We start from the raw sequence: 23,615 nt of genomic DNA on the forward strand, positions 1-23,615 counted from the left end.
ATATTCAATATCAATTTGGATATACTGAAACTGCGTTTAAATTTGCAAAAAATAAAATAAGATGTCAACGAAACAAAATAAGATAGATAATTTTGATCCGTCTCAACCAGGGTTAGCAGATGCTACTATTTACGGATTACCTTTTACAGCAGAAGAAAGTGAAATAATCGTGGTACCTGCACCATGGGAAGTAACTGTAAGTTATGGAGCTGGTGCTTCTGAAGGACCAGAGGCTATCTTAGAGGCTTCTTATCAAGTAGATTTGTTACATCAACAATATCCTGATTTATGGAAGTTGGGTATCTATATCGATGAAGCACCTGAACATTGGGCTGCTGATAGTGCTAAGTATAAAGAAATGGCTCAGCCAATAATCGAGGCACTAGAGAATGGAGAGAATATAGATGACTTACCTGAGTTAAAAAAAGATTTAGATACAATCAATGCTGTTTGTGAGAAATTTCACAAAGAAGTAGAAGAGAAAGTGTCTTATTGGATGGCTCAAGGGAAGAAAGTAGTGTTACTAGGAGGAGATCACAGTACTCCACTAGGATACTATAATGCAATGGCAAAACATCATGATGCTTTCGGTATTCTACATTTTGATGCTCATATGGACTTAAGAGATGCTTATGAAGGGTTCACATATTCTCATGCGTCTATTATGTTTAATACATTAAAATTATCTCAAGTAAAAACAATAGTACAAGTTGGTATTCGTGACTTCTGTGAACAAGAAGTAGCTACTGTAATGGAATCTAATGGAAGAGTATTAGTACATACAGATGCTGATTTGAAAAAAGATGAGTTCGAAGGAATGTCTTGGAAAGATAAGTGTGATCAGATTATCGCATCATTACCACAGAAGGTAGCTATTAGTTTTGATATCGATGCTTTATTAGCATGGTATTGCCCGAACACAGGAACACCAGTGCCAGGAGGATTAACTTATGAACAAGCAATATACATGATCACTCGTCTATCAGAATCTAATAAGCAAATAATAGGATTAGATTTGGTAGAAGTAGCACCAGGAGAAGATGATTGGGATGGGAATGTAGGAGCTAGATTATTATTTCATATGTGTGGAGCATTTGCAAAATCACAAGGTTTAGCTGTAGGACAAAAAATAGAGTTTAAGAAATAAACAAAAAATAAAGAGTCTATTATAGACTCTTTATTTTTTTATAGTTTTATAAATAAAGAATACATTATACAAAAAAAGTAAAATGGTAAAAGATATATCAATTGTAGGAAGTGGTTTAGTTGGTGTGGTTTTAGCTATTAGCTTAAAAGCAAAGGGATACGATGTTACTGTATATGATAAGAGTGGGGATATAAGAGATTTAGATTTTAGAGGAAAGTCTATTAATTTAGCTTTGTCAGATAGAGGTTGGAAGGTATTAAAAGAGCTGGGAATAGACGAAGAGGTTAAAGAGATAGCGATCCCTATGTCTGCTCGTGCAATTCATACTGAAGAAGGTGATGTGAAATATCAACAATATAGTATAAAGGGAGATTCTATTTGGGCTATTTCAAGAGGAGGATTAAATAAGGATTTGATTACAATAGCAGAGAAAAGAGGAGTTGTTTTTAAATTTGACACTCCTATATGGGATATTGATTTAAAAGAAGGTATCCTTTATACTGCCGAACATGAAAGAGATCAATGGGTGGCTATTAAAACGGATTTAATTTTCGGTGCTGATGGAGCCTATTCTAGGGTGCGTGGGAAGATGCAGAAACAAAGTCGTTTTGAATATCAGCAGTCATATTTACATTTAGGTTACAAAGAACTTAGAATAGAGGCTGAAGCTAATGGTGAACATAAGTTGCCAAAGAATTCTTTTCATATTTGGCCGCGCAAAGATTTTATGTTTATTGCATTGGCTAATGTTGACGGTTCATTTACTTGTACTTTATTTATGCCTTATGAAGGAGAGATTTCTTTTAAAACAGTTGTTAGTGATGACGAGATAAATTCATTCTTTACTACATACTTTAAAAATGTAGAGGAGTTAATACCAAATTACTTAGAACAATATAAAGAGAATCCTGTCAATTCGTTGGTTACAATGAAATGCTTCCCGTGGGTATCTGAAGGTAAAGTAGCATTAATAGGTGATGCTGCCCATGCGGTAGTTCCTTTTTATGGACAAGGACTAAATGCAGGACTAGAAGATGTCTATGTTTTAAATAAGATAATCAGTGAATCTAAAGAGGATGATTGGGAAACTATTTTTGAGAAGTATCAAGAAGAAAGGAAACCTAATGGAGATGCTATAGCAGAATTATCTTATCACAATTTTAAAGAGATGAGTGAAGATACGGCTGATGATATGTTCCTTCTTCGCAAGAAAATAGAAGGTAAATTCGCGGCTCAGTATCCTGATTTATGGTTACCTTTATATGATAGAGTGACATTTAGTACAGAAAGCTATGTATCTGCCTTAGCAGAGGGAGATAGACAGGCGCGTATTATGGATCAAGTAATGTCACTAGATAATGTTAATGAGAAGTGGGATAGTGATCAAGTAATGGATATGATTAAGAAGTTATTATAAGCTAAGATAAAAGTAAAACAAGTAAAAGGCTGTGCGACTCCGTACAGCCTTTTTTGTATCTATAACGTATTTGTAAGATAATTAAGTTTCTTACATAAAAATGTGCTTGGTAATATTATGTCTTCTTGAAAGATTAATGTTTTAAATTTCGATCACCTTTTTTTACGTAGTTACTTCCTAATCTAACAAAAAACAACTTTTAGCTATCTCTAATTAAGCACTTTTTTTAACCTATCTCTTCTATAAGGCTTATAGCGTATTCCAAATTTCATTTTATGTACATTTTTTTTAATTGTATTTTTAGTTAATGTATTGATATTTAGATTTTTGTTTTCTGTAAAATAGGCAGTTATCTATAACATCCTTTAATCCTAGTGAAACTGTACAGTGATTCTGCATTGTAGGTCATTTAAAGGATAGTAGTAGGAGAGTAGAAGGGCTGAGGGATTTTTGCCCATGTATGCTCTTGTTAATTATCTTGAACTTACTTTTAAGCGAATGCCAAGGGTTATATATTAGAGAATCAGTATTTGGATAAAATCTGATGTAATTCGCTTAAATGATATTGCATTTTTTTAAAATAGATTCAGTTGGATTGACAGCTGATTGATACCAAGCTAGAGCAGGAGTGGGATGAATAGGTAAAAAACTTTTTTTTGATCTATATGTGTTTGGTATTCTGGTTTTTATATATTACAAAATCAAAAATATAGGCTCAAGCGTTAAGAAAATAGGTAGCAGATATTTTTAGTGAAGTAATCATCAGATGCGAGATGGAAAAAACAACATCACAAAAAAATGAAAAACCAAAATCACTATAGTTATGGCAGAAATTAAACAAGGAATACTAGGTGCTACAAGAGGAAAAATAGGGCCAGTAGTAGGATATATATGGAGAGGTAAAAACTGGCTTCGTTCTAAACCTAGCAAATCAAGAAGAAAGGCTACCGCTAAGTAGTTGCTTCAACGGGATAAGATGAGTCTAGTGTCTACTTATGCGAGTAAGTTTAGAGACTTTGTCAATGCGCATTGCCCTGCTGTTTACAATGGTGAAAAATGGATGATTGGTAAAGAGCAAATGATCTCGAGAATGATGAAACAAGGCATCACAATGATTAATGGGCTACAGCATATCGCGGTAGAGCAAACGATCTTGTCCATCGGAAACCTTGCACCTGCTGTGATTAGAAAGATTAATATTATGAAAACGGGCAAATTTAAAGTGCAGTGGGATAATAGCTTGGTCAATGCAATGACGCTAGATACAGATTCGCTGAGCATGATGCTGTATAATGAAACGTTAGACAAGTTCGTGGCTATACATAATGTGGGAAATCGCGTAGAGAAGTACGCACATTTTAGTGTTCCAACAGAATGGAAAAGTGGGAAGGTATACTTCTGGAGTATGTGGAAGGCTGCTGATGGAAGTATGCATAGCACAAGCTGTTTTCACGGGATGATAGAGCTTATTGAGGAGCAGGTAACAGAGAACGGGAAAGAGGTAGCAGGGAATGGGAAACAGGTAGCAGGGAACGAGAATCAGGGAAAAAGGAATACAAAACAAGAAATAACAGAGGTATTACCTCTAGAACAAGTACAAAGAATAGCATTAAAACAGTGCCTAGAAGAGGTGGCTTCTACTTCCAATACAGAAATAACTACCGAATCTGTTGTACCTGCTATTAAAGAAGGGGAAACTACCCCGCCTGTTATGCACCCCTTCAAAGAAGGGGAACTAAAGAAGTGGATGCCGCCAGGGTATACCCGCCGTGTAACAAAGCGAATCTTAAAAGGGGAGGCTGAGGTAGATAATAGTACTAAGAGTAGCAAGAAACAGCGTTTGTCTAAACCTAGTGGAATAATTGAGGGAGCATGTTCTGTCTTAGACGTTCCAAAGATCAGTGAGGAATTGAACGAGTGAGAATGAGGTGAGATATAGAGAAGAATGTATTAGGATGATAAGCATATAATAGGCAGAAATTTGGTGTCTCTATTATAATAAGGAGTAGTGTATATAAAAAAGGAAACCTATTTAGGTTCCCTTAGATTTATTTGCGTTTGCCTTTGGTATTGCTACTTCCGGAGAATATCTTATTTAGTATTCCAAAAGCTCCTCTAATAAAGGTAGCACTTGTGACTACTTTTAATATGCTCTTTGTTACTTCGTTATTTCCTTGTTGCATTTTAGGAGGATTAGCTGTTTTAGAAGAAGAAGTGCTTTCTTTCGCTTTTTGTTCTTCTTGTTGTGCCGCTTCTAGTTTAGCAGTTAGGATTTCGTAAGCACTTTCTCTGTCAAAGTATTCATTGTATTTTTTAGCTAAAGAGGAATTGTTTATAATATTATCAATCTCATTATTCGATAAGATATCCATTCTACTAGCTGGAGCTCTCATGGTACATATTGCCAAGGGAGTAGGTATGCCTTTTTCATTTAAAGCAGTAACTAATGCTTCTCCAGTTCCCATTGAAGTAATAACCTCGTTTGTTTTATAGAAGTCTGTTGAAGGGAAATTCTCTGAAGCAGTCTTGATGGCTTTTCTATCCTTCTCAGTGAATGCTCGCAGTGCATGTTGAATCTTAAGACCAAGTTGTGCAAGTACACCATTAGGTATATCGGTTGGATTCTGGGTTATGAAATAAATTCCAATTCCTTTAGAACGAATTAATTTAACGATAGTTTCGATTTGATTCAGTAATGTTTTGCTCGCTTCATTAAATATTAAGTGGGCTTCGTCAATGAAAATAACAAGTTCTGGCTGTCCGCTATCACCTTGCTCAGGCATTTGAGAATAGACTTGTGCTAAAAGATTCAGCATAAAAGTAGAGAACAACTTAGGTTTATCTTGTATATCAGTCAGGCGAAGAATATTGACATAACCATATCCTTTATCATTTACACGCATAAGGTCAGCTATGTCAAAAGATGGTTCTGCAAAGAAAATATCTGCACCTTGTTGTTCTAGTTCTATTATTTTTCTAATAATTGCACCTGTAGATGCAGCAGAAATGCGACCATATTCACTTTCTATTTCATCTTTTCCCTCATTAGTTAAGTACTGAAGAGTCTTTTTAAAGTCTTTTAAATCAAGTAATGGGAGTTTTTTATCATCACAATATTTGAATATTAATGATACTATTCCCGCTTGTGTGTCATTTAGATCTAAAATTCTACTGAATAAGATAGGTCCAAATTCAGTTATTGTAGCTCTTAGTCTAACTCCATTTTGTTGCGAAATCGATAATAATTCTACAGGGAATTCTTCTGGAAGGAAAGGAAGATTCATTTTAGAATGTCGTTCTTTTATAAAATCATTCTCACTACCTTTTTGTGCTATACCACTAAAATCCCCTTTTATGTCCATCATCAGTACAGGTATCCCTTTAGCAGATAGTTGTTCAGAAAGAACTTGTATGGTTTTAGTTTTACCTGTACCCGTTGCACCAGCTATAAGTCCGTGTCTATTAATGGTTTTTAAAGGAATATTGATAAAGTGGTTTGCTAGTATCTCACCTTCTAATTTAGCGGCGCCTATGGTAATAAAATCTCCCTTAAAGGTGTATCCATTGGAAAATAGAGAGCTAAAATCTTCTGTATTCATAGTAATAATAGTATTAAAAAGTCATTTATCCTTAACAAATATAGTCTATTCAGAAATTATATAATATATAAAATTGAAATGTTAAATTTAGAGTGTATGTAAAAAAGGATGTAGTTTATTCCATTTAGAGTTGTTATCTTTACCTTAGCTTAACATTTCCTTTTAATATGGAGGTGTTAAATTTCCTTATTGTTAAATGATGAAATATGATTTGAAAAAAATGGTGATAAATTTTTTTATTTGATCTAAAAACATAAATTTGCGACTCTCATTAGTTTAAAAGAGAAAAATAAGTAATAAGTAATAATTGAAAAAAAAGAATTAAATTTTTAAAAGATGACAAACGTATCAAACGAATCAGTTGAGAAAAAAGGATCTGGCTCAAGCGCAAGCAGAGTAATTGCATCATTAGCGGTAGTATTTTGTATTATATTTGGATACATTATTTGGAAGTTTGTAATGGGTAATCCTGCTAACTTCGAAAACGGAGATCCAGATGCACACCCACTACCAGGGAACTTTTTAGGTATGGTGTATAAAGGAGGAATTGTAGTAGCAGCGTTAATTGGATTATTGACAATGACTGTTGTTTTCTCAATTGAGAGATTCTTTGTAATTACTAAAGCTTCAGGAAAAGGAAACGTAAGTAAATTCGTTCAAGATATCCAAGTAAGCATCAACGCTGGGAAAATCAACGAAGCAATGGAAGCATGTGACGCTCAACAAGGGTCAGTAGCTAACGTAGTGAAAGCTGGTTTAGTTAAGTATGAGGAAATGAAAAAAGAAGGTTTTGATAGCGAAGCTGCTACTGAAGCTATTCAAAAAGAAATCGAAGAGGCTACTACATTAGAGATGCCAATGTTAGAAAGAAACATGATCGTATTAGCGACATTAGTATCTATCGGTACATTAGTAGGATTATTAGGTACAGTAACAGGGATGATTAAAGCGTTCTCTGCATTAGCTACAGCTGGTACTCCAGACTCAACAGCGTTATCTGCAAGTATCTCTGAAGCATTAACTTGTACTGCTACAGGTATTGGTACTTCTACATTAGCTATTGTTATGTATAATACATTTACAACTAAAATTGATAGATTAACTTATTCAATTGACGAAGCTGGTTTTGCTATTACTCAATCTTACAGAAGATTCAAAGGATTAGTAAAATAATTAGTTAAGAATAAGTAATAATATAAATACTAAACCTATATGACGATATAAGTGAATGTAGGTTTAGTTTAAAATATACTATCAATGGCAAAAGGTAAAATGAAAAAGAGTAGTATGAGAGTGGATATGACCGCAATGTGTGACGTGTCATTCCTACTTTTGACTTTCTTCGTATTGACTTCTACTGCTAAAATGCCAGAACCATTACCTGTTGATACTCCATCATCTACTGTACAGACTAAGTTGCCTGAGGTAAATTTAGCAACAGTTACAATCGGTGGTAAAGAAGGAGAAGAAAAGGTTTTCTTTGGGGTTTTAGGAAAAGTAGACCGTATCGCAACTCTTGAAAAAATGGGAGAGCGCTACAATATAGAATTTAATGATGAAGAGAAAAGAATTTTTTCATTCTTAGAAGGTGTTGGTACACCGATACAAGAGTTAAAAAGCTTTTTAAATCTTCCGCCAGATGTTAGAAATAAAGTTAGTTCATCTCAACCTGGGATCCCTATGGATTCAGTTAACAATCAATTAAAAGATTGGGTTCAAACTTCTCGTGTAGTAGCGAAAGATTTGAATAACAAAGTTTTAGAGGTTGCTATTAAAGCAGATGCTACAATGTCTTATCCAAAAGTTAAGAAAGTTATGGATATCATGCAAGAGCAACGTCTAAACAAATTTTACTTGGTAACAGGTCTAAGAAATGAAGATTTTTAATCATTAAACAAACTCTAAATGGCTGAATTAAATACAGGTGGAGGAGACGAAAAAGGTAAAAAAGTAAGAAGTAAAAAACAAAACGCTGGAGTAGATTTAACTGCGATGGTGGATTTAGCTTTCTTATTGATTACTTTCTTCATGTTGACTACATCAATGAATAAGCCGCAGTCGATGAACTTAGCGATGCCAGATAAGTCTGATGACGCAAAGGACAAAGATGACAAAACTAAAGTGGACGAGAATCGTACGATGACTGTTCTTTTAGGAGCGGATGATAAAGTGAAATGGTATATGGGGATGCCTCAACAACCATTAGATGGACCGAACGATAGTTCTTACGGTCAAAATGGAATAAGAAAAGTAATCATGGAAAAATCCAAAAAAGCTTTAGCTTATTCTCAAGATGCAGAAAAAGGATTAATTGTTATTATTAAAGCTAGTGAAGGTGCTAATTACCGTAACTTAGTAGATATTCTTGATGAAATGGCAATCACAGGTACTAAAACCTATGCTATTGTAGATATCTCAGTTGAGGATTTAGGAATCTTAGGTGAGAAATAGTTAACGTCTTAAAAATTAAAAGAAATGTCAAAGTTAAATATCTTTAAAAAAGATTGGATTGATATTGTTTTCGAAGGACGTAACAAATCTTACGGAGCTTATCAATTAAGATCTGAAAATCCTAAAGTTACTACAATTGCATTATTTGCAGGTATAGCAGTTTTTGGATTAGCATTAGCATCGCCTATTATTATCAGATGGGCAGAAGGTACTTTAGGTATAACGAAAGTTGATAAATTAGATGTTCCAATCGAGGTTATCGATGTAGAATTACCTGCTTTACCTGAAGAATTACCTCCACCAGAGGAGGAGTTACCTCCACCTCCACCACCAGTAGAGGAAGCGAAGAGTGTGAATGACACTAAAAAATTCGTGGAACCTGAAGTGGCTAAAAAGGATGAGGTAAAAGAAGAAATTGCAAAGCAAGATGACTTTAAGGATGCAGATCCTGGAGTGAAAGATGCTAAAGGTGATAAGGATAAAGGTGAAATAAAAACTGGTGAAGGTACAGGAAAAGCTGATAAAGGTGATCCTAAACCTGAGGTTACAGGTGATGGAGATCCTAATAAGGTATTCGTAGCTGTACAAGTTAAAGCTGAGTACCCAGGTGGTATGGGAGCTTTCAACAAACAGTTTATTAGCCGCTTTAGAACTCCAGATATTGATTCTGGTGTGAAAAGAATCCAAGTTATCGTGCAATTTATTGTTGAGATAGACGGTTCATTAACTGATATTAAAGTTGCTCGTGACCCTGGTTACGGTGCTGGTAAAGAGGCAGTACGTGTATTGAACTCGATGCCAAAATGGAAACCTGCTATTCAAAACAATAGAAGTGTTAGATCACAATTTACATTACCAATTACTATTCAAGTACAATAGGTATGTTAAAAAATAAATTTCAACAGAAATCGCTACTACAGCGATTTCTGTTTGTTTTTGGACTATGCTTCTTTGTCCTTTATCTAGGATTAGGGTGCATGTTTTTGTTTTGGGATGCGATGCCAATAGCGATGGAATATACCTACAGAATGCTTTTCGGAGGAGCTCTGATAGTGTATGGAATATTTAGATTTATAAGATTGTGGAATCAAGATTGATTCATAAAATAGAAAAAGCCGCTAATAGCGGCTTTTTTTGTTCGAATCTTAACTAAATAGTACATTTGTTTTGTATATCTTTATGGAATAACAAATAGTAGAGTATTAGGTATTAAATGATAAAGAGAAGTTTTAAAGTATTTAGCTATGTTTTGGCTGTTACTGTTTTGTCAAGTGTTTTTGTGGAATGTAAAAAGAAAGAAGAACCAAAAGTTAGTCAAAGTGAAATAGACTTTACTAAAATAGAGGAGACTCCAGTTTCTGGCTATACCAAGATTTTAGTAGATGAATCTATTTATCCGATTGCGAACGATGTTAATACGATGTATATGTATGAGTATAATCGTAGTAAGATAGATCTTTTGAAAATGTCTACTAATGAGGTATTACAATTGTTGTTGAATGACTCTATTCGCGTGGCTATTTTACCACGTACCTTGACGGAAAGTGAAGTAAAGCGCTTCGAGGGAAGAGTTACGCCTAAAATGACTCATTTTGCAAATGATGCAGTTGTTTTTATAGCGAATAAGACTTATACAGATAGTGTAGTTGATTATAATCAGGTACTTAAAAATGTAGTGAATAGCCCGAGTAAGGATGCTAGTCAAGCTTTTTTTGTTTTTGATAATGCAAATTCTAATGTTGTTGAAGTCTTTAAGGATGTAACTAAAACAAAAGAATTATCTAAGGATATAGCATACTATGCTGGTGATTCAGAAGCTGTGGTTGAGTACATTAGCAAGAATCCGCAAGCTATTGGTGTAATAGGACAAAATTGGCTTACGCAGCCAAGCGAGAAAATCGCTAAATATCTAAATAGCATTAAGGTTCTTGGTGTTAAGAATTCAGATAACGGGAAGTTTTATAAAGCTTCTCAGAATAGCATAGCAGAAGGGACATATCCACTTATACGTAAATTGTATGTAGTAGATATTCAAGGTAAGTCTGGATTAGGTGTAGGGTATGCTTCATATATCGCTGGATATAAGGGACAGAGAATTATTTTGAAGTCTGGTTTGTTGCCCTTTAAAGTACCTCCAAGAGAACTTAACGTACGCGATAAAATTTAAGAATATAAATAACCAAAATATATCAAAAATGAATAAACGTAATCTAAAATCATTACTGGCTATAGCCTTGATTAGTGTAAGTGGTTTTGCACAAGATCTAGAAACAGCTAAGAAAGCTATACAGGATGAACAATATGATAAAGCAAAGGCTATTTTAAAGTCTTTAGTAGAGAGTAAGCCAAATGATGGTATAAACTATTATTATTTAGGTGATGTTTTATTACAGGAGGAAGAAGTAGAATCTGCACGTACTTATTTTGAGAAAGGTATTGGTGTAAAAGGTAAAGGCTTTCTTAATTACATTGGGCTAGGGCAGTTGGCTTTAGATGATAATAATGTAAACTTAGCTAAAGAGAACTTTGATAAAGCGTTAAAAAGTATTCGCAAAAAGGATTATAATGAACAGTTGTTAGTTGCTTCAGCATATCTAAATTCTAAGCACAGTCAACCTAAAGAAGCTATTGCAATAGCTCAAGCGGTTATCACAGCTGATTATACTAATGCTTCTGCTTATAATGTTTTGGGTAAAGCTTATTTAGCAGATGAGAATTTCAATGAGGCATTTTCTGCTTTCAGAAATGCTATTTCTTATGATGAAACGCTATTAGATGCAAAGCTTCAATTAGCTATTATAACTAAGCGAGGTAGAGGTTTTGCAGAAGCAATTAAAGCATGTGAAGAGATTCTAGTAGTCAATCCTAACTATGCTCCAGCGTTGAGAGAAATTGCAGATAGTTATTATTTATGGTCTCTTAGTGATGCAGTAAAAAAAGATGCTTATGTTAGTAAGGCTGATGAATATTATCAAAAATATTTAGTGGCTTCGGGTAATTCTGTAGAATCAAGAATGAAATATGCAGATTTTCTATTAGTGACTGGTGATTATATTAAGTTAGAGAAAGAAGCAACTTCTCTTAGTAAGGAGGAAGGAGTTAATAACAGAATTAATCGTTATTTAGGTTATGCAGGTTATCATAATGCTAATTATACTGTGGCAATTGAAGGCTTAGAAAAATATTTAACCAAAGCTAAAAAAGTTATTGGTAGAGATCATTTGTATTTAGGTTTAAGTTATTTGAATACAGCTAAAGATAATAATGGTCACTACGCAAAAGGAGTAGAGCAATTGCAAAAAGCTGTGAAAGTAGAACCTGCTGTAGCAGAAGAGTTTCATAGTATTGGATTAGATTTGTCTAAAAAAGGCAACCTTAAAGAGGCTATAGATGTATTCTCTGTTAGTGCAGATATCAAAAGTCAATCAAATTATACGTATGATAATTATTATGCAGCTTATTGTTATTATTTGCTAGGTAGAGATGATGAAAGTGGAAATAATGAAGGAGTTTTGAATCAAGCGGATAAATATTTCGAGAGAGCTATACAAGCAGATTCGAAATTAGCAGAGGCTTATTTCTTTAAAGCAAGAGCTAATCGTTTGCAAAAAGGAGATGACGCATATAAGAAAATGTTTGATTCATATAATAGTTATGTCAGAGTAATAGGTGATGCTGGGGATTTAGGAAAAACAGAGAATAAAGATAGATTAGTAGAAGCTTATACTTCTATTGCAACATATCACGCTAATAAGCAAGAAAATAATGAAGCAATAGTTATGTTTAATAAGGTGTTAGAGTTGGATTCTCAGAATGAGTTCGCAAAAAGTACTTTAAAAGCCTTAGAGAAATAACGAAATCGATCATCAGAAAGATATTTAAACTCCTCCTGTAATAAGAGGAGTTTTTTTGTTTAGTAATAATTAGAAAGCGAATATACCTTATCTTTGTACCCTTAATGTAAAAGTAAAATGACGAAAGATTACGATAAAGTAGCATTAGATGAAGGTAGAATATTACCACTTATGGAAGAATTTTATACTATCCAAGGAGAGGGGTATTATTCAGGTCATGCTGCTTATTTTATTAGATTAGGAGGCTGTGATATAGGATGTCACTGGTGCGATGTAAAAGAAAGCTGGGATGTTGAATTACATCCATTGACTGACGTGAATGAGATAGTGGTACGTGCTAAGTCAGATGCAAATTTAGCAGTTATAACAGGAGGTGAGCCATTAATGTATAATTTAGATTATATTACTTCAGAACTTAAAAAAGCAGGTCTCCAAACCAATATAGAGACATCAGGGGCTTATGATTTGACGGGTGATTTTGATTGGATTTGTCTTTCGCCTAAAAAGAATAAATTACCAACTCAAAGTGTATACGATGCAGCAAATGAGTTAAAGGTGGTAGTTTATAATAGACATGATTTAGTGTTTGCGGAAGAACAAGCAGCTCGTGTAAATAAAAATGCCTTATTATTACTGCAAGTAGAGTGGAGTAAAAGAGAAGAAATGAATCCTTTAATAGTAGAGTATGTAAAGAAAAATCCACAGTGGAAGATTTCTGTTCAAACACATAAATATTTGGATATTCCTTAAATAGCTTTAAATTTACAGTAGGTTTAAAATATATAGACAATGAAAAAAATAATATTTGCTTTTGCAATGATGTTAGTATGTCAGTTTTCTTTTGCACAAGATGCTTTTAAAAACGACACTAAAAGATATATGGATTTAAGTGGTCAAATGAAAACTTTCGAAATGTTAACTAAAGAGATAGTAGCTAATGTTGAAGAAACTAAAAGACCAGATTTTGAAAAAGAATTAAAAGCAAGTATGGTTGTGCTAGTTGATAAAATGGCAGAAATGTATATGACTGAATTCACACACGATGATGTTAAGAAACTTATTGCATTTTATGAATCTCCAATAGGAAAGAAATTAAGTGATAAGAGTGAGATTCTTTTTGAGAAAGGACAGAAAGTAGGGGAAGAGTGGTCTGTAGGATTACAAGGTCTGATGATGAAATATATGCAGCAATAAATAAAGAAAAGCTTCACCTTGAGTGAAGCTTTTTTTATGATTTATATTATAGTGAGTTGTGCTAAGTAATCACAATTATCTCCTTCTAGAATTAACTTACAAGTAAGTTCATTAGCATGTGCTGCATTTTGAAGAGTATTATAATCTAAGTATAGCCAATCAAGTGGCTCGTCTACTTCTCCTTTATATCCTACTGTGAAAGTTAATTCACCATAGTAGTCTTTATTTTCCATTGGTATCCACTTACCACCATCTTCATCTTCATCAAACATATAGATTAGATCAGAGCTATCAATAAGAATTTGACCTCCAGGATTTAATAAACTTTTTAGATGTTGTAGATATTTTGTTGTATGAACTAAACGCCCAAATATCCCAGTACCATTCATTAAGAGCAATATCGTGTCATACTTCTCTTTTTTGATATCAAGAATATTTTCTATATGAACATTTGAGATTCCTCGTAGTTTACAAGCTTCAACTGAGTTTTTAGAAATATCTATGGCTTTGATATCAAATCCTTTTTCTTGTAAATATATAGCATGAGCTCCTGCTCCACATCCTACGTCTAGTATCTTACCTTGGCATAGGTTAAGTGCTTTTTGTTCAATCTTAGGCATTTGTTTATACTCTCGGAATAGATAAGCTATATCCATTTCTTCAGCTTCAGAAATGTCTGTTTCTGTTATTACGTTTTGTGGATTGTTATTGGTTTGAAAATCTAAGATAGCTTTTCCTAAAAGGTCTTTCATTATTTAATCTTTCGTTTAAAATTAAAGAAGAGTTGTTGTAATTTTGTATCCAAAATAGAAAGAATGGATAAAATACTAGCACAACTCCCTAAGTTGGCCAAAGATAAGCATAATGAAAACAAAAAGTATTTCGATAAATTAAAAAAGAAAGCTCCCAAGGATCTAGATTATCAGATGCAGGATATACATGATACAGTATTTAAACGCACTGATTGTTTAAGTTGTGCTAACTGTTGTAAGACTACTGGTCCACTGTTTACAAATGCTGATATAGAACGTATAGCAAAGCATTTAAAAATGAAACCCCAACAATTTATAGATAAGTATCTACATATTGATGAGGATCGTGATTATGTTTTACAAAGTCTTCCTTGTACATTTTTAGATAATGAGAACTACTGCATGATTTATGAGGTTCGCCCAAAAGCTTGTCGGGAATATCCACATACAGATCGCAAGAAGTTTAATCAGATATCAAATCTAACTCTTAAGAATGTTGCTATTTGTCCAGCTGCTTATGAAGTAGTAGAAGAAATGAAGAAAAGAATTAAATAAGAGGTATTAGATGAAGAAATGTTCTTCTTCTAATGCTTTTAAGTTTTCGTCAGTGATCTCTTCTACATTCTCATAGAAGTACTCTACCAACTCAAGTATCTTATTTTTTAATTTTTCAAAAAATGTTACTGCATTATCTAAGTATCCTTTTATTGCATTAAATAAATCTAGAATTCTATCAACAAAATTGATAAGTCGCTCTCCAAAGTCCATAGTTTAATTTATTTTTTTAGGTTATCCCAAATATAACAAAATAAAATACTGATTTTTCTTAAAGGAATGAGAAAGTTTAGAGTATTATAGGATAGTAATGAGTATAATTAACTTAACCAGCTCTTTAGATTTATGATGTGGTTTTTGCTAACTAATATAGGGGCATCATCTTCAGGATCTGGAGTAATCTTTAGTTCTATCTTTTGACTATTATGTTTGATTATATCCGCTACAGATTTAATGTTTATGATATATTTTCGATTAACTTTAAAGAATGTTTTATTATCTAGTTTATTGATGATATCCTTTATTGTATCATCATAGATGTAAGAGTTGTTGTCAAAAGTATGTAGGAATAAATGCTTTCCTGACGCTACGAAGTATGCTATTTGGTCATTTTCTATTGACTTTAGTTTATGTCCATTATTGACTAAGAAGCGATCTTTGATGATGTTGTTAGTTTCGTTTTCAATTTTGATTAAACTGTCTAAAGTCGGGGTGATTTCAAACTGTTTAGTAATCTCTTTAAATTTAATTAAGGCATTACCAAGCTCTTCATTTGTAAAGGGTTTTAGTATATAGTCTATAGTAAATTGTTTGAACACATGAATGGCATAAGAGTCATAAGCCGTGGTAAATATGATAGGAGATTTTATCTCAATATGCTCGAATATTTCTAAACTTTTTCCGTCTCCTAAGTGAATATCCATAAATATCAAGTCAACCTTATTTGTCAAAAAAAAGGCAGTAGCTTCCTTTACAGAAGATAGTATGGTTATCTCTTGTATCGGTAAGTACTCTTGCTTTAAAAGCAATGATTTTAAGTAATTCGACGCTAAAGACTCATCTTCAACTATGGCAACTTTCATGTGGTGGGAATTTTTACAAAAGTATAAAATATAATTGAATCTGTTTTTCTTTAGCTTTTCAGATAGAAGGGCTTTATTAATCTTGATGAAAATTAAAAAAGCCACTCGATATCGAGTGGCTTTTTTCAGTTATGTGAGTCTGGCTAAGACTATAGATTTGGGTTGTTTTCTCTTGCATCTTTAGGGAATGGCAACGTATATCTCAAGTCATTTTCTGCTAGAGTGAATGTATCATTACCAAATTTGTGTACTATTTGTTTTTGGTTTAGACGTCTTAAGTCAAACCATCTGTGTCCTTCGAAAGCAAATTCTTTATTTCTTTCATCCAAGATGAAAGCGATAAATCCTTTCTGATCCAAACCTGAAAGTTGCTGTAAAACTTTCGCAGCAGCTTCCGGCTTGTATCTACTAACTATCAATTTCTCAATTGTACTCTTAGCTTCAGCTAGTCTGTTTAAGTGACCTAATGCTTCCGCTTTTATCATATATAATTCAGATGTACGGAATGAAGTTTTCATCTCACCTGTACCTGTTTTTTTACTAATATAAGATCCTTTTACTAGTTCAAAAGAAGCATGAAAACGCAAGTCATTTTCTCTGTCATAAGTATTGTATAACTCATCGGATAATAACGCTGTAGTTCTCATATCATAAGTTAATACTTCTTCTAATGCTAAGATAGACTCCATTGATTTAAAACTAGCTACTGAAGTTTTTGTATCTTTATTTAGATCTTGTAATTCACTTTTGTATCTTAATGCTTGATCTACACTTGCTAAAGCTGCTTCGTATTCTTTCTGATATAAGTTTACTTTAGCTTCTAATGCAGAAATAGCAGCTAAAGAAAAACGATAGTTTTTCCCCTCTTCATAGATGGTTACTTTTAAATGCTTTTTAGCATTGTCAATATCAGAATGTATCTGCGTATAAACTTCCGTCATTGTTGATTTCTCTTTACGCTCCTCAATTTCATGCTTTAGTTGGAGAACGATAGCTAGTTCTGTAGAAGCAGTATTCTTGTCATAAGGTTTTGCATATAAGTTTAAAAGATCAAAATATGCTAATGCTCTTAATCCATAGGCTTCTCCTAATAATTGTTCTTTCTCATCACCTACTTGCATAGTCCCTGAACCATTATTAATCAAATCGTTTGTATAGAAAATAGAAGTGTAAAACTCTAAGTAACCAAAACTTTTAGTTGCTCTATCGTTATTTAAATCTCTATATGCATATACATCTAATACTGACAAGAAATTAGTATTGTCTTCATCAGAAATTATTCTTACTTCGTCGGTGCGAAAATTAGTTAAAGACTTATGATTTGGATATTTTCCATAAGCAGCAGTCATTAGTTTTCGGTAATCTTCTGTCGTTTTTGGTATGATTTTACCAACAGGTTCGATGTCGAGAAATTTATCACAACCAACAGTAGTTATTCCTAGGAGTAAACCACTTAATATTAGTATTATTTTTTTCATGATGATTCAGTGTTAGAAAGTTACATTTAATCCTAAAGTAAATGACTTTTGGATTGGCTGAGTATAGATATTACCATATGTTTCAGGGTCAAAATAACCATTATAGTTAGTTCCAAACACAAAAAGGTTGCGTCCTTCAACAGTGAATCTAATGTTATCTATATTAAGTTTTCTTAATAAATCTTTTGGTAACGTATACCCTAAACGAATGCTGCTAATACGGATATAGCTAATCTCTTTAGCCCAAATATCTAGGTGTTTATAGGATTGACCATAATCAGAAACATCAAACCATTTTGCTAACATCCAATTATCATTTTCAGCACCATAATTTCCTTGGTTGTCATCAGGTAGTACTCCTGGTAAGGTTCCATTAGGATTGTTAGGACTCCAAATATTTAAAACATCTGTTGTGTAGTTTTTACCTGGGTCTAATTTAGCCATATTATAAGATGGCTGTTCTATCACTGTTTGCTTTAAGTTAAATGCAGCAGACACTGTAACGTCAAAGTTTTTAATTCTAATAGTATTAATCAAACCTCCTGTGAATTTAGGGTCTTTATCTCCTGCATAAGAATAAAGATCTCTATATTCTTTATCAGTTAAGTCTGATGTTACCATATATCCTGGCATTATATCAGCCATTGGATCACTTAATTTAAAAAATTCTTTTCCAGTAACTTTTTCTCCTTCTTTCCAAAATAAGATATTTCCTTTATCATCTAATCCAGCTGTTTTGATAACAAAAGCAGAATTTACAGGCAAACCTTCTCTTGAAGGTAACCTTTCATTATCATAAATCTGAATTTTATCAACTTGACTTTTATTACGTGCGAAGTTAAACGTTGTAGTCCAAGAGAAATCAGGTGTGGATATATTTCTTGTTGTAATTGCTAATTCAAAACCTTTGTTTGTGACCTGAGCCCAGTTCATGTTTGTCCATTCGAAACCTGTTTCTAACGGTAATGCTCTAAGACCGATTAAGTCAGTACTTTCTCTGTTATATGCATCAAAGGCAATAGCTATTCTATTGTTAAATAAACCTAAATCAAAACCAACGTTTGTATTTGTTGTTTTTTCCCAACGTAATGTTCCATTTGGAGCTCCCATTACTTGAATGTTTCCTTCAGGGTATCCTGGTAATATTGTTGATACGTTATATTCGCCAATTAGGTAAGGAGAAGTGTTTCTATCAATATTTCCTTGTAGTCCATAAGAAGCACGTAAACGTAAGTTACTGATGAAGTCAATATTCTCCATAAAGCTCTCTCTTGTTACATCCCAAGATCCAGAGACTGCCCATAGTGGCACATATCTATATTTAGGATCAACACCAAACAAGTTAGAACCATCAGCACGTACACTTCCAAAGATTGTATATTTTCTATTGTAGGTATAAGAAGCCGTAGCAAAGAAAGATGCATAAGCATTTTCATTTACTGATTTTTTATACGTTTCATATATTTTATTATTAATAGCTGTGCTTCCTTCTGGGAAGATAAGAGGTTTAGTAGTTAATGTATGTTCATCATACCCAAAACCTTTTGACTTGATAATAGTCTGGTCCGTTTTTCGGATTTCCATACCAGCCATCACATCCACCTCATGCATATCATTAAAAATTGCATTATAAGTAGCTTGCGTTTTCCAGTTGTATTGGAACATATCGTCATTAAAGTTTTCTATGATACCTCCATCAGGTAAGAAGTATTTATTAGTTTTAGAAACTCTATCATAGTAGCTCGTTCCTTCTCTAAATTTACGAGTAGAGTAAGTCTCTTTTCCTAAATATTTCTCTGTATCACTTTTGTCAAGTTGTAATCCTAATTGTGAAGTTAATTTTAAGTCATTAAAAACTTGGTACTCTAAATCAAATACGGCTTTAAACGATTTGTTAACTAATTCATAGCTAGTGTTTGCTCTCTCTTCTGCGAAGTTAAAAGGAACATATTTATCGCTAAACCCACTGATGTCTTTGTCATACATATAACTTCCATCAGCATTGTAGGGTGCTAAATAAGGATTTGCGTTTCTTGAGTAATTAATTGGATTAATTGAAGAATCAGCATCTGTTACGAAGTTATTCTTTTTAGAATGTGTTCCAAATAAAGCAACTCCTACTTTAAGTTTATCACTTACTTGGTAGTTGTCTTTTAAAGTAATGTTAAAACGTTCAAAACCTGTTCCTATAGTAGTACCTTCTTCATTAAAGTAACCCATAGAGAAGTAGTAATCATTTACATCGCTACCACCAGAAAGGCTTAAACCATATTGTTTATTAAATGTAGGACGGAATATCTCTTTACCCCAGTCTGTATTTGTTTTTCTTAAATTATTGATAGATGCTTGTGTAGCTGATGATAATGAACTAAAACCACCATTTCTATATTGGTCTAATTCATTTGTACCGTTAAGGATACGCATTACTTCGCCTTGATTAGATCTCTCGTTATAGATGTCAGATCTACCTGCTAACATTAACTCAAAATCGACCTTTTGATCAGAGTTCATTAAATTTAACTTCTTGAAATCTGGTCTTTGGTTTACGAAAGTATTTGCTGTGAAGTTTACTCTCATATTTCCTTTCTTCCCTTTCTTAGTTGTAATTAAGATTACTCCATTAGCAGCTCTAGCACCATAGATGGCAGTAGCTGAAGCGTCTTTTAAGATAGTAATATCTTGGATGTCATCAGGATTTAATCCAGCGATAGAGAAGTTCTGAAGTTGGTCAATGTTATTTTTATCATTAAAGTTAGGTACATCGTTTCCTTCTAATGGCATACCGTCTAATACCCATAATGGATCTTGAGATCCAGATAAAGAAGCAGTACCACGAATTCTAATCTTAGCAGGAGCACCAGGAGCACCAGTTTGATTAACGACTGCCATACCAGCTACTTGTCCAGCTAACATTTGATCCACACTAGCTACACCAGTTTGGTTGATTTCAGCCATACTCACTTGTGCCACTGATGATGTAAGTTTTCTTTTTTCGATTGTTTGGTATCCAGTGATAACCACTTCATTTAAAATATCAGGGTCAGCACCTAAAGTCACTATATAATGACCTTTAGAACCTAATGTAATAAGTTTAGATTCATATCCGATAAAACTAATACGGATACTCTTAGTATCTTTTGGAACTTCTAAAGTAAAGTTACCATCGAAGTCAGTCATAGTACCAATACTAGTACTTTCTACGATACCGGCTTGAGCAGTAGCATTAGAGACAGTCTGTGTCTCTACTATTACTGAAGCACCTGGTAATCCTAGCTTGTCAGTGCTATCCTGAACAAGACCAGTGATCACTCTTTTCTCTTGCGCAAAGGCAAGAGAAATAGTAAGGAGTGAGAAAAGGAGAAAAAGTTTTTTCATGTTTCCTTTAAAATAATTGGGGTTAGTTTATTTCTATAGATTTAAAGCTTCGTTGATTCTATTAATTAGATCTAAGTAATGTGCTCGTGTCGCTTTATCTCCACTGTTTTTCTTTTTTGTCAATGTATCTTTAATATTCATTAATTCACCTTTTTTGTAAGAAGTAACTTCCGAAACTCTTTTCATTACAGTGTAATTAATATTTCTCAATTTATTCTCCTCTTCTTCTATGTGGTTACACAGCGTTGGGAATTGTAGAGAATGTGCAGTCAGTAAACCTTTTTTGCTTGTTTTCTCAAACAACTTGTTTACGTCAATAATCAACGCATCAACATAGTTCTTTTGTGTCATGCGTTCAAAAATAGATAATGCCTTACCTTTTTTTGTGGGTGCAAAAATCTCACTATTAAGCATTGAAAACAAATCATTTATGGTGAAGTTTTTCTCTTTACCTAATTGTACCTGTTGTACTTCGTTCTCTAATAGACGCAATAAACGTTCATCCATTAAAGTGTAGTATAACGTAGAGTACTGTAGTTCTCTCGCTAATGAATATGGTGAATATTCAAATGGACCTACTGGAGAATCTTTTAAGCTGTATGTATTCTCAATAACCTCATTAAAGAACAACCACGTAGGAATTTGCAAAGCATTCTTTGCTAAATATTCCACTGCTCTTTTTTGCGTTTCGAAAGGGACAGGCTCGTATGCTTTTTTGTTGTTTCCGTATACTGCATGGTTTAAATAAACCCCTCCGATATTGTTTAGTACATGTTGGTTATACATTTGCCATTGACCAATAGCTCCCATATATAACTTTCCAGCTTCGTAGTAATCTTCTCCTTCATCGTAGGTCCAAGGAATAATATTTTCTACAACTATCTTTAAATTTTTAAGTCCGTATTCACTTGCCTTCATCGCATCGTCTCCTAAATCTTCTGATTGAGAACGTGGGTCTACGATATTTAATGAACTTTGTTGCTCTCCGTAGAAGTACATAGGATCATCTTGATGATCTTCTATCATAGTACGCAATGCTTTCTTTTCTTCTTCCTGAGTAGCGTACCAGCGGTATCCCCATTCGATAGCATATTTGTCATATAGACCAATCTGTGGAGTTATAGCTGTCACTCCATCACCTGGCTGAGCTACGTAGTTATAACGAGCATAATCCATAATAGAAGGAGCAGTACCACCCATTTTATCTGTGAATTCTTTTGAACGCAATGACTCAACAGGGAATGCAAATGATGATCCCATATTGTGTTTTAGTCCAAAAGTATGTCCTACTTCATGAGATGATACAAAGCGAATAGCCTCTCCCATATGCTCATCTGTAAACTTGTTGGCTCTAGCTCTAGGATCTATAGGTCCTGTCTGTATGCGCATCCAGCTGTGAACTGATGTCATTACGTTATGCCACCAGATAATATCTGACTCGATTATCTCACCGCTACGAGGATCTATAACCGCAGGCCCCATCGCATTAGATTTAGGTGAAGCAGCATACGTAATCACTGAGTAGCGTACATCATCTATATCGAAATCTTTATCTTCTTCAGTAGGTTCTTTAGCTGTGATTGCATTTTTAAAACCAGCTTTCTCGAATGCTACTTGCCAATCGTGTACCCCTGCCATGATCTTAGATCTCCATTGGGGTGGTGTAGCAGGGTCTATATAGTATACGATTGGTTTTTTAGGCTCAACTAATTCACCTCTTAAATATTTCTCTATATCTTCTTCTTTTGGTTCCATGCGCCACTTCGTGATGAATTCCTCTTCTTTCATCTTGTGTTGTGCATCGCTAAAAAACCAATGTTTTTCTGTAAAATATCCTACTCGCTTATCAGCTATACGTGGTTGCATAGGCTTCTCTGATAGTAATACGATATTACTCGTTACGCCTAAAGAAACAGGTAATTCACCTGAACCTTCATTCACACTTGTAGTTAGTAGAGATTTTACGACTAAATTCTCTGGAAATGTTTTAACTCCTTCTATATAAGATAGGTTAGCCTTAACAGATGTAGGTAGTCCTAATCCATTTAAGACATCGTTAAAACTCTTTTGATTTCCATCAAATACTTTGTTTACCTTAATGACAGTAGCTGTAGAGTCTGGGGTTTGAGCTTCGATATCGAATACTTCTAATACAGATTCTATGAAATTTGTCTTTACTGATTTTGTGATTGCATCATTAGCAGGAGAAGAAACTCTTGGGGTAATTGTTTTAACCCATACTTTTTTTGCAATTGTATCTTTGTGAAATGTGATCAGTTTATTCTCATAGTTCATACCAGTATTAGCACCAGCATCATTAACTTCTAATGGAACTTGAGATAGTTTATTAACAATTAAGAATTGACGGTTTAGTAGACTGTCAGGGATCTCAAAGTAGATATCAGTCTTAACTTGGATTGTATTAAACATTCCTTTACTATACACTCCTTTTTTAATTAAGTCTGCATAGTTGTTTTTCTTGCTATCTGTAGAGTCTTTCTCTGTGGTTACTGTTTTTTCAGTTTTTGGGGTAGTTTTTTTCTTAGCTGCATAAGCAGGTGGTACCTGTGTCAGACAGTAAGAAAATATTAAAGCACTGATACTTAGTTTAACCGTGTTTTTATCCATTGTTATGTTAAGTTATTATTAAGTCAGTATAAAACTAGTTGACTTAAACTTATGCTTAAAATTTTTGGGAGTGAATGGATGGA

Annotated in this window: 21 protein-coding genes; 14 read left to right on the forward strand and 7 right to left on the reverse strand. The window is 33.6% G+C overall.

From position 1 onward, the window contains the following. Positions 1-61: 61 nt before the first annotated feature. The 4 genes from LNQ81_RS08905 (at position 62) to LNQ81_RS08915 (ending at position 4,485) form a co-directional block, all read left to right on the forward strand. Positions 62-1,147 (forward strand): agmatinase family protein, encoded by a 1,086-nt coding sequence (locus LNQ81_RS08905; RefSeq protein WP_121966257.1) that lies wholly within the window; start codon positions 62-64, stop codon positions 1,145-1,147. An 82-nt stretch (positions 1,148-1,229) separates the two neighbouring features. Then, complete coding sequence (locus tag LNQ81_RS08910; RefSeq protein WP_229946033.1) at positions 1,230-2,564, forward strand: FAD-dependent oxidoreductase; 1,335 nt, start codon at positions 1,230-1,232, stop codon at positions 2,562-2,564. A gap of 823 nt (positions 2,565-3,387) precedes the next feature. After that, entirely contained in the window at positions 3,388-3,522 is a 135-nt protein-coding gene (locus LNQ81_RS18185; protein WP_255669448.1) for a hypothetical protein, read from the forward strand. A gap of 18 nt (positions 3,523-3,540) precedes the next feature. After that, on the forward strand, positions 3,541-4,485 hold the full coding sequence (locus tag LNQ81_RS08915) for a DUF6266 family protein (protein ID WP_229946035.1): 945 nt from the start codon (positions 3,541-3,543) through the stop codon (positions 4,483-4,485). Between the two features lie 127 nt (positions 4,486-4,612). Here the strand turns inward: LNQ81_RS08915 and LNQ81_RS08920 are convergent, their stop codons facing one another. Continuing rightward, the gene (locus LNQ81_RS08920) at positions 4,613-6,163 is read right to left on the reverse strand and encodes a helicase HerA-like domain-containing protein (protein WP_229946036.1); all 1,551 of its coding nucleotides are present in this window, start codon (positions 6,161-6,163) and stop codon (positions 4,613-4,615) included. A 336-nt stretch (positions 6,164-6,499) separates the two neighbouring features. Between LNQ81_RS08920 and LNQ81_RS08925 the strand changes: the two genes are divergently transcribed. The 9 genes from LNQ81_RS08925 to LNQ81_RS08965 all read left to right on the forward strand — a co-directional run bounded on the left by LNQ81_RS08925 (position 6,500) and on the right by LNQ81_RS08965 (position 13,662). Then, the gene (locus tag LNQ81_RS08925) at positions 6,500-7,336 is read left to right on the forward strand and encodes a MotA/TolQ/ExbB proton channel family protein (protein WP_229946038.1); all 837 of its coding nucleotides are present in this window, start codon (positions 6,500-6,502) and stop codon (positions 7,334-7,336) included. An 84-nt stretch (positions 7,337-7,420) separates the two neighbouring features. Further along, the gene (locus tag LNQ81_RS08930) at positions 7,421-8,050 is read left to right on the forward strand and encodes an ExbD/TolR family protein (protein ID WP_229946039.1); all 630 of its coding nucleotides are present in this window, start codon (positions 7,421-7,423) and stop codon (positions 8,048-8,050) included. Between the two features lie 18 nt (positions 8,051-8,068). Then, entirely contained in the window at positions 8,069-8,614 is a 546-nt protein-coding gene (locus LNQ81_RS08935; protein ID WP_229946040.1) for an ExbD/TolR family protein, read from the forward strand. Between the two features lie 24 nt (positions 8,615-8,638). Next, positions 8,639-9,493, forward strand: a complete 855-nt coding sequence (locus tag LNQ81_RS08940) for an energy transducer TonB (RefSeq protein WP_229946041.1) — start codon at positions 8,639-8,641, stop codon at positions 9,491-9,493. Positions 9,494-9,495: 2 nt separating this feature from the next. Further along, positions 9,496-9,711 carry a hypothetical protein gene (locus LNQ81_RS08945; RefSeq protein ID WP_229946042.1) on the forward strand — a complete coding sequence of 72 codons (216 nt, stop codon included), beginning with the start codon at positions 9,496-9,498 and terminating at the stop codon, positions 9,709-9,711. A 116-nt stretch (positions 9,712-9,827) separates the two neighbouring features. Next, positions 9,828-10,781, forward strand: coding sequence for a PstS family phosphate ABC transporter substrate-binding protein (locus LNQ81_RS08950; protein ID WP_229946043.1), 954 nt, complete (start codon positions 9,828-9,830; stop codon positions 10,779-10,781). A 28-nt stretch (positions 10,782-10,809) separates the two neighbouring features. After that, positions 10,810-12,468: a tetratricopeptide repeat protein gene (locus tag LNQ81_RS08955; RefSeq protein WP_229946044.1), complete on the forward strand. Its 1,659-nt coding sequence runs from the start codon at positions 10,810-10,812 to the stop codon at positions 12,466-12,468. A 117-nt stretch (positions 12,469-12,585) separates the two neighbouring features. Further along, on the forward strand, positions 12,586-13,218 hold the full coding sequence (locus LNQ81_RS08960) for a 7-carboxy-7-deazaguanine synthase QueE (protein ID WP_229946046.1): 633 nt from the start codon (positions 12,586-12,588) through the stop codon (positions 13,216-13,218). A gap of 39 nt (positions 13,219-13,257) precedes the next feature. Beyond that, positions 13,258-13,662, forward strand: coding sequence for a DUF2059 domain-containing protein (locus tag LNQ81_RS08965; protein ID WP_229946048.1), 405 nt, complete (start codon positions 13,258-13,260; stop codon positions 13,660-13,662). 41 nt (positions 13,663-13,703) lie between these two features. On the opposite strand, the gene LNQ81_RS08970 is transcribed toward LNQ81_RS08965, so the two are convergent. After that, the gene (locus tag LNQ81_RS08970) at positions 13,704-14,414 is read right to left on the reverse strand and encodes a class I SAM-dependent methyltransferase (protein WP_229946050.1); all 711 of its coding nucleotides are present in this window, start codon (positions 14,412-14,414) and stop codon (positions 13,704-13,706) included. A 63-nt stretch (positions 14,415-14,477) separates the two neighbouring features. Here LNQ81_RS08970 and LNQ81_RS08975 point away from each other — a divergent pair, with 63 nt between their 5' ends. Further along, entirely contained in the window at positions 14,478-14,969 is a 492-nt protein-coding gene (locus LNQ81_RS08975; RefSeq protein WP_229946053.1) for a YkgJ family cysteine cluster protein, read from the forward strand. 6 nt (positions 14,970-14,975) lie between these two features. Here the strand turns inward: LNQ81_RS08975 and LNQ81_RS08980 are convergent, their stop codons facing one another. The 5 genes from LNQ81_RS08980 to LNQ81_RS09000 all read right to left on the reverse strand — a co-directional run bounded on the left by LNQ81_RS08980 (position 14,976) and on the right by LNQ81_RS09000 (position 23,532). Beyond that, positions 14,976-15,182: a hypothetical protein gene (locus LNQ81_RS08980; protein WP_229946054.1), complete on the reverse strand. Its 207-nt coding sequence runs from the start codon at positions 15,180-15,182 to the stop codon at positions 14,976-14,978. A gap of 107 nt (positions 15,183-15,289) precedes the next feature. Then, positions 15,290-16,051 carry a LytR/AlgR family response regulator transcription factor gene (locus LNQ81_RS08985; RefSeq protein ID WP_229946055.1) on the reverse strand — a complete coding sequence of 254 codons (762 nt, stop codon included), beginning with the start codon at positions 16,049-16,051 and terminating at the stop codon, positions 15,290-15,292. 149 nt (positions 16,052-16,200) lie between these two features. Next, positions 16,201-17,529, reverse strand: coding sequence for a RagB/SusD family nutrient uptake outer membrane protein (locus LNQ81_RS08990; RefSeq protein ID WP_229946057.1), 1,329 nt, complete (start codon positions 17,527-17,529; stop codon positions 16,201-16,203). 12 nt (positions 17,530-17,541) lie between these two features. Further along, complete coding sequence (locus LNQ81_RS08995; protein WP_229946058.1) at positions 17,542-20,904, reverse strand: SusC/RagA family TonB-linked outer membrane protein; 3,363 nt, start codon at positions 20,902-20,904, stop codon at positions 17,542-17,544. 33 nt (positions 20,905-20,937) lie between these two features. Continuing rightward, entirely contained in the window at positions 20,938-23,532 is a 2,595-nt protein-coding gene (locus tag LNQ81_RS09000; RefSeq protein ID WP_229946060.1) for a zinc-dependent metalloprotease, read from the reverse strand. Positions 23,533-23,615: the final 83 nt, after the last annotated feature.

The sequence above is a fragment of the Myroides oncorhynchi genome (assembly GCF_020905415.1).
GTDB lineage: Bacteria > Bacteroidota > Bacteroidia > Flavobacteriales > Flavobacteriaceae > Flavobacterium > Flavobacterium oncorhynchi_A.

Excerpts from the sequence above, each read along its gene's own strand:
- LNQ81_RS08905 (WP_121966257.1), top strand. The coding sequence starts at position 62 with ATGTCAACGAAACAAAATAAGATAGATAATTTTGATCCGTCTCAACCA.
- LNQ81_RS08910 (WP_229946033.1), top strand. The coding sequence starts at position 1,230 with ATGGTAAAAGATATATCAATTGTAGGAAGTGGTTTAGTTGGTGTGGTT.
- LNQ81_RS18185 (WP_255669448.1), top strand. The coding sequence starts at position 3,388 with ATGGCAGAAATTAAACAAGGAATACTAGGTGCTACAAGAGGAAAAATA.
- LNQ81_RS08915 (WP_229946035.1), top strand. The coding sequence starts at position 3,541 with ATGAGTCTAGTGTCTACTTATGCGAGTAAGTTTAGAGACTTTGTCAAT.
- LNQ81_RS08920 (WP_229946036.1), bottom strand. The coding sequence starts at position 6,163 with ATGAATACAGAAGATTTTAGCTCTCTATTTTCCAATGGATACACCTTT.
- LNQ81_RS08925 (WP_229946038.1), top strand. The coding sequence starts at position 6,500 with ATGACAAACGTATCAAACGAATCAGTTGAGAAAAAAGGATCTGGCTCA.
- LNQ81_RS08930 (WP_229946039.1), top strand. The coding sequence starts at position 7,421 with ATGGCAAAAGGTAAAATGAAAAAGAGTAGTATGAGAGTGGATATGACC.
- LNQ81_RS08935 (WP_229946040.1), top strand. The coding sequence starts at position 8,069 with ATGGCTGAATTAAATACAGGTGGAGGAGACGAAAAAGGTAAAAAAGTA.
- LNQ81_RS08940 (WP_229946041.1), top strand. The coding sequence starts at position 8,639 with ATGTCAAAGTTAAATATCTTTAAAAAAGATTGGATTGATATTGTTTTC.
- LNQ81_RS08945 (WP_229946042.1), top strand. The coding sequence starts at position 9,496 with ATGTTAAAAAATAAATTTCAACAGAAATCGCTACTACAGCGATTTCTG.
- LNQ81_RS08950 (WP_229946043.1), top strand. The coding sequence starts at position 9,828 with ATGATAAAGAGAAGTTTTAAAGTATTTAGCTATGTTTTGGCTGTTACT.
- LNQ81_RS08955 (WP_229946044.1), top strand. The coding sequence starts at position 10,810 with ATGAATAAACGTAATCTAAAATCATTACTGGCTATAGCCTTGATTAGT.
- LNQ81_RS08960 (WP_229946046.1), top strand. The coding sequence starts at position 12,586 with ATGACGAAAGATTACGATAAAGTAGCATTAGATGAAGGTAGAATATTA.
- LNQ81_RS08965 (WP_229946048.1), top strand. The coding sequence starts at position 13,258 with ATGAAAAAAATAATATTTGCTTTTGCAATGATGTTAGTATGTCAGTTT.
- LNQ81_RS08970 (WP_229946050.1), bottom strand. The coding sequence starts at position 14,414 with ATGAAAGACCTTTTAGGAAAAGCTATCTTAGATTTTCAAACCAATAAC.
- LNQ81_RS08975 (WP_229946053.1), top strand. The coding sequence starts at position 14,478 with ATGGATAAAATACTAGCACAACTCCCTAAGTTGGCCAAAGATAAGCAT.
- LNQ81_RS08980 (WP_229946054.1), bottom strand. The coding sequence starts at position 15,182 with ATGGACTTTGGAGAGCGACTTATCAATTTTGTTGATAGAATTCTAGAT.
- LNQ81_RS08985 (WP_229946055.1), bottom strand. The coding sequence starts at position 16,051 with ATGAAAGTTGCCATAGTTGAAGATGAGTCTTTAGCGTCGAATTACTTA.
- LNQ81_RS08990 (WP_229946057.1), bottom strand. The coding sequence starts at position 17,529 with ATGAAAAAAATAATACTAATATTAAGTGGTTTACTCCTAGGAATAACT.
- LNQ81_RS08995 (WP_229946058.1), bottom strand. The coding sequence starts at position 20,904 with ATGAAAAAACTTTTTCTCCTTTTCTCACTCCTTACTATTTCTCTTGCC.
- LNQ81_RS09000 (WP_229946060.1), bottom strand. The coding sequence starts at position 23,532 with ATGGATAAAAACACGGTTAAACTAAGTATCAGTGCTTTAATATTTTCT.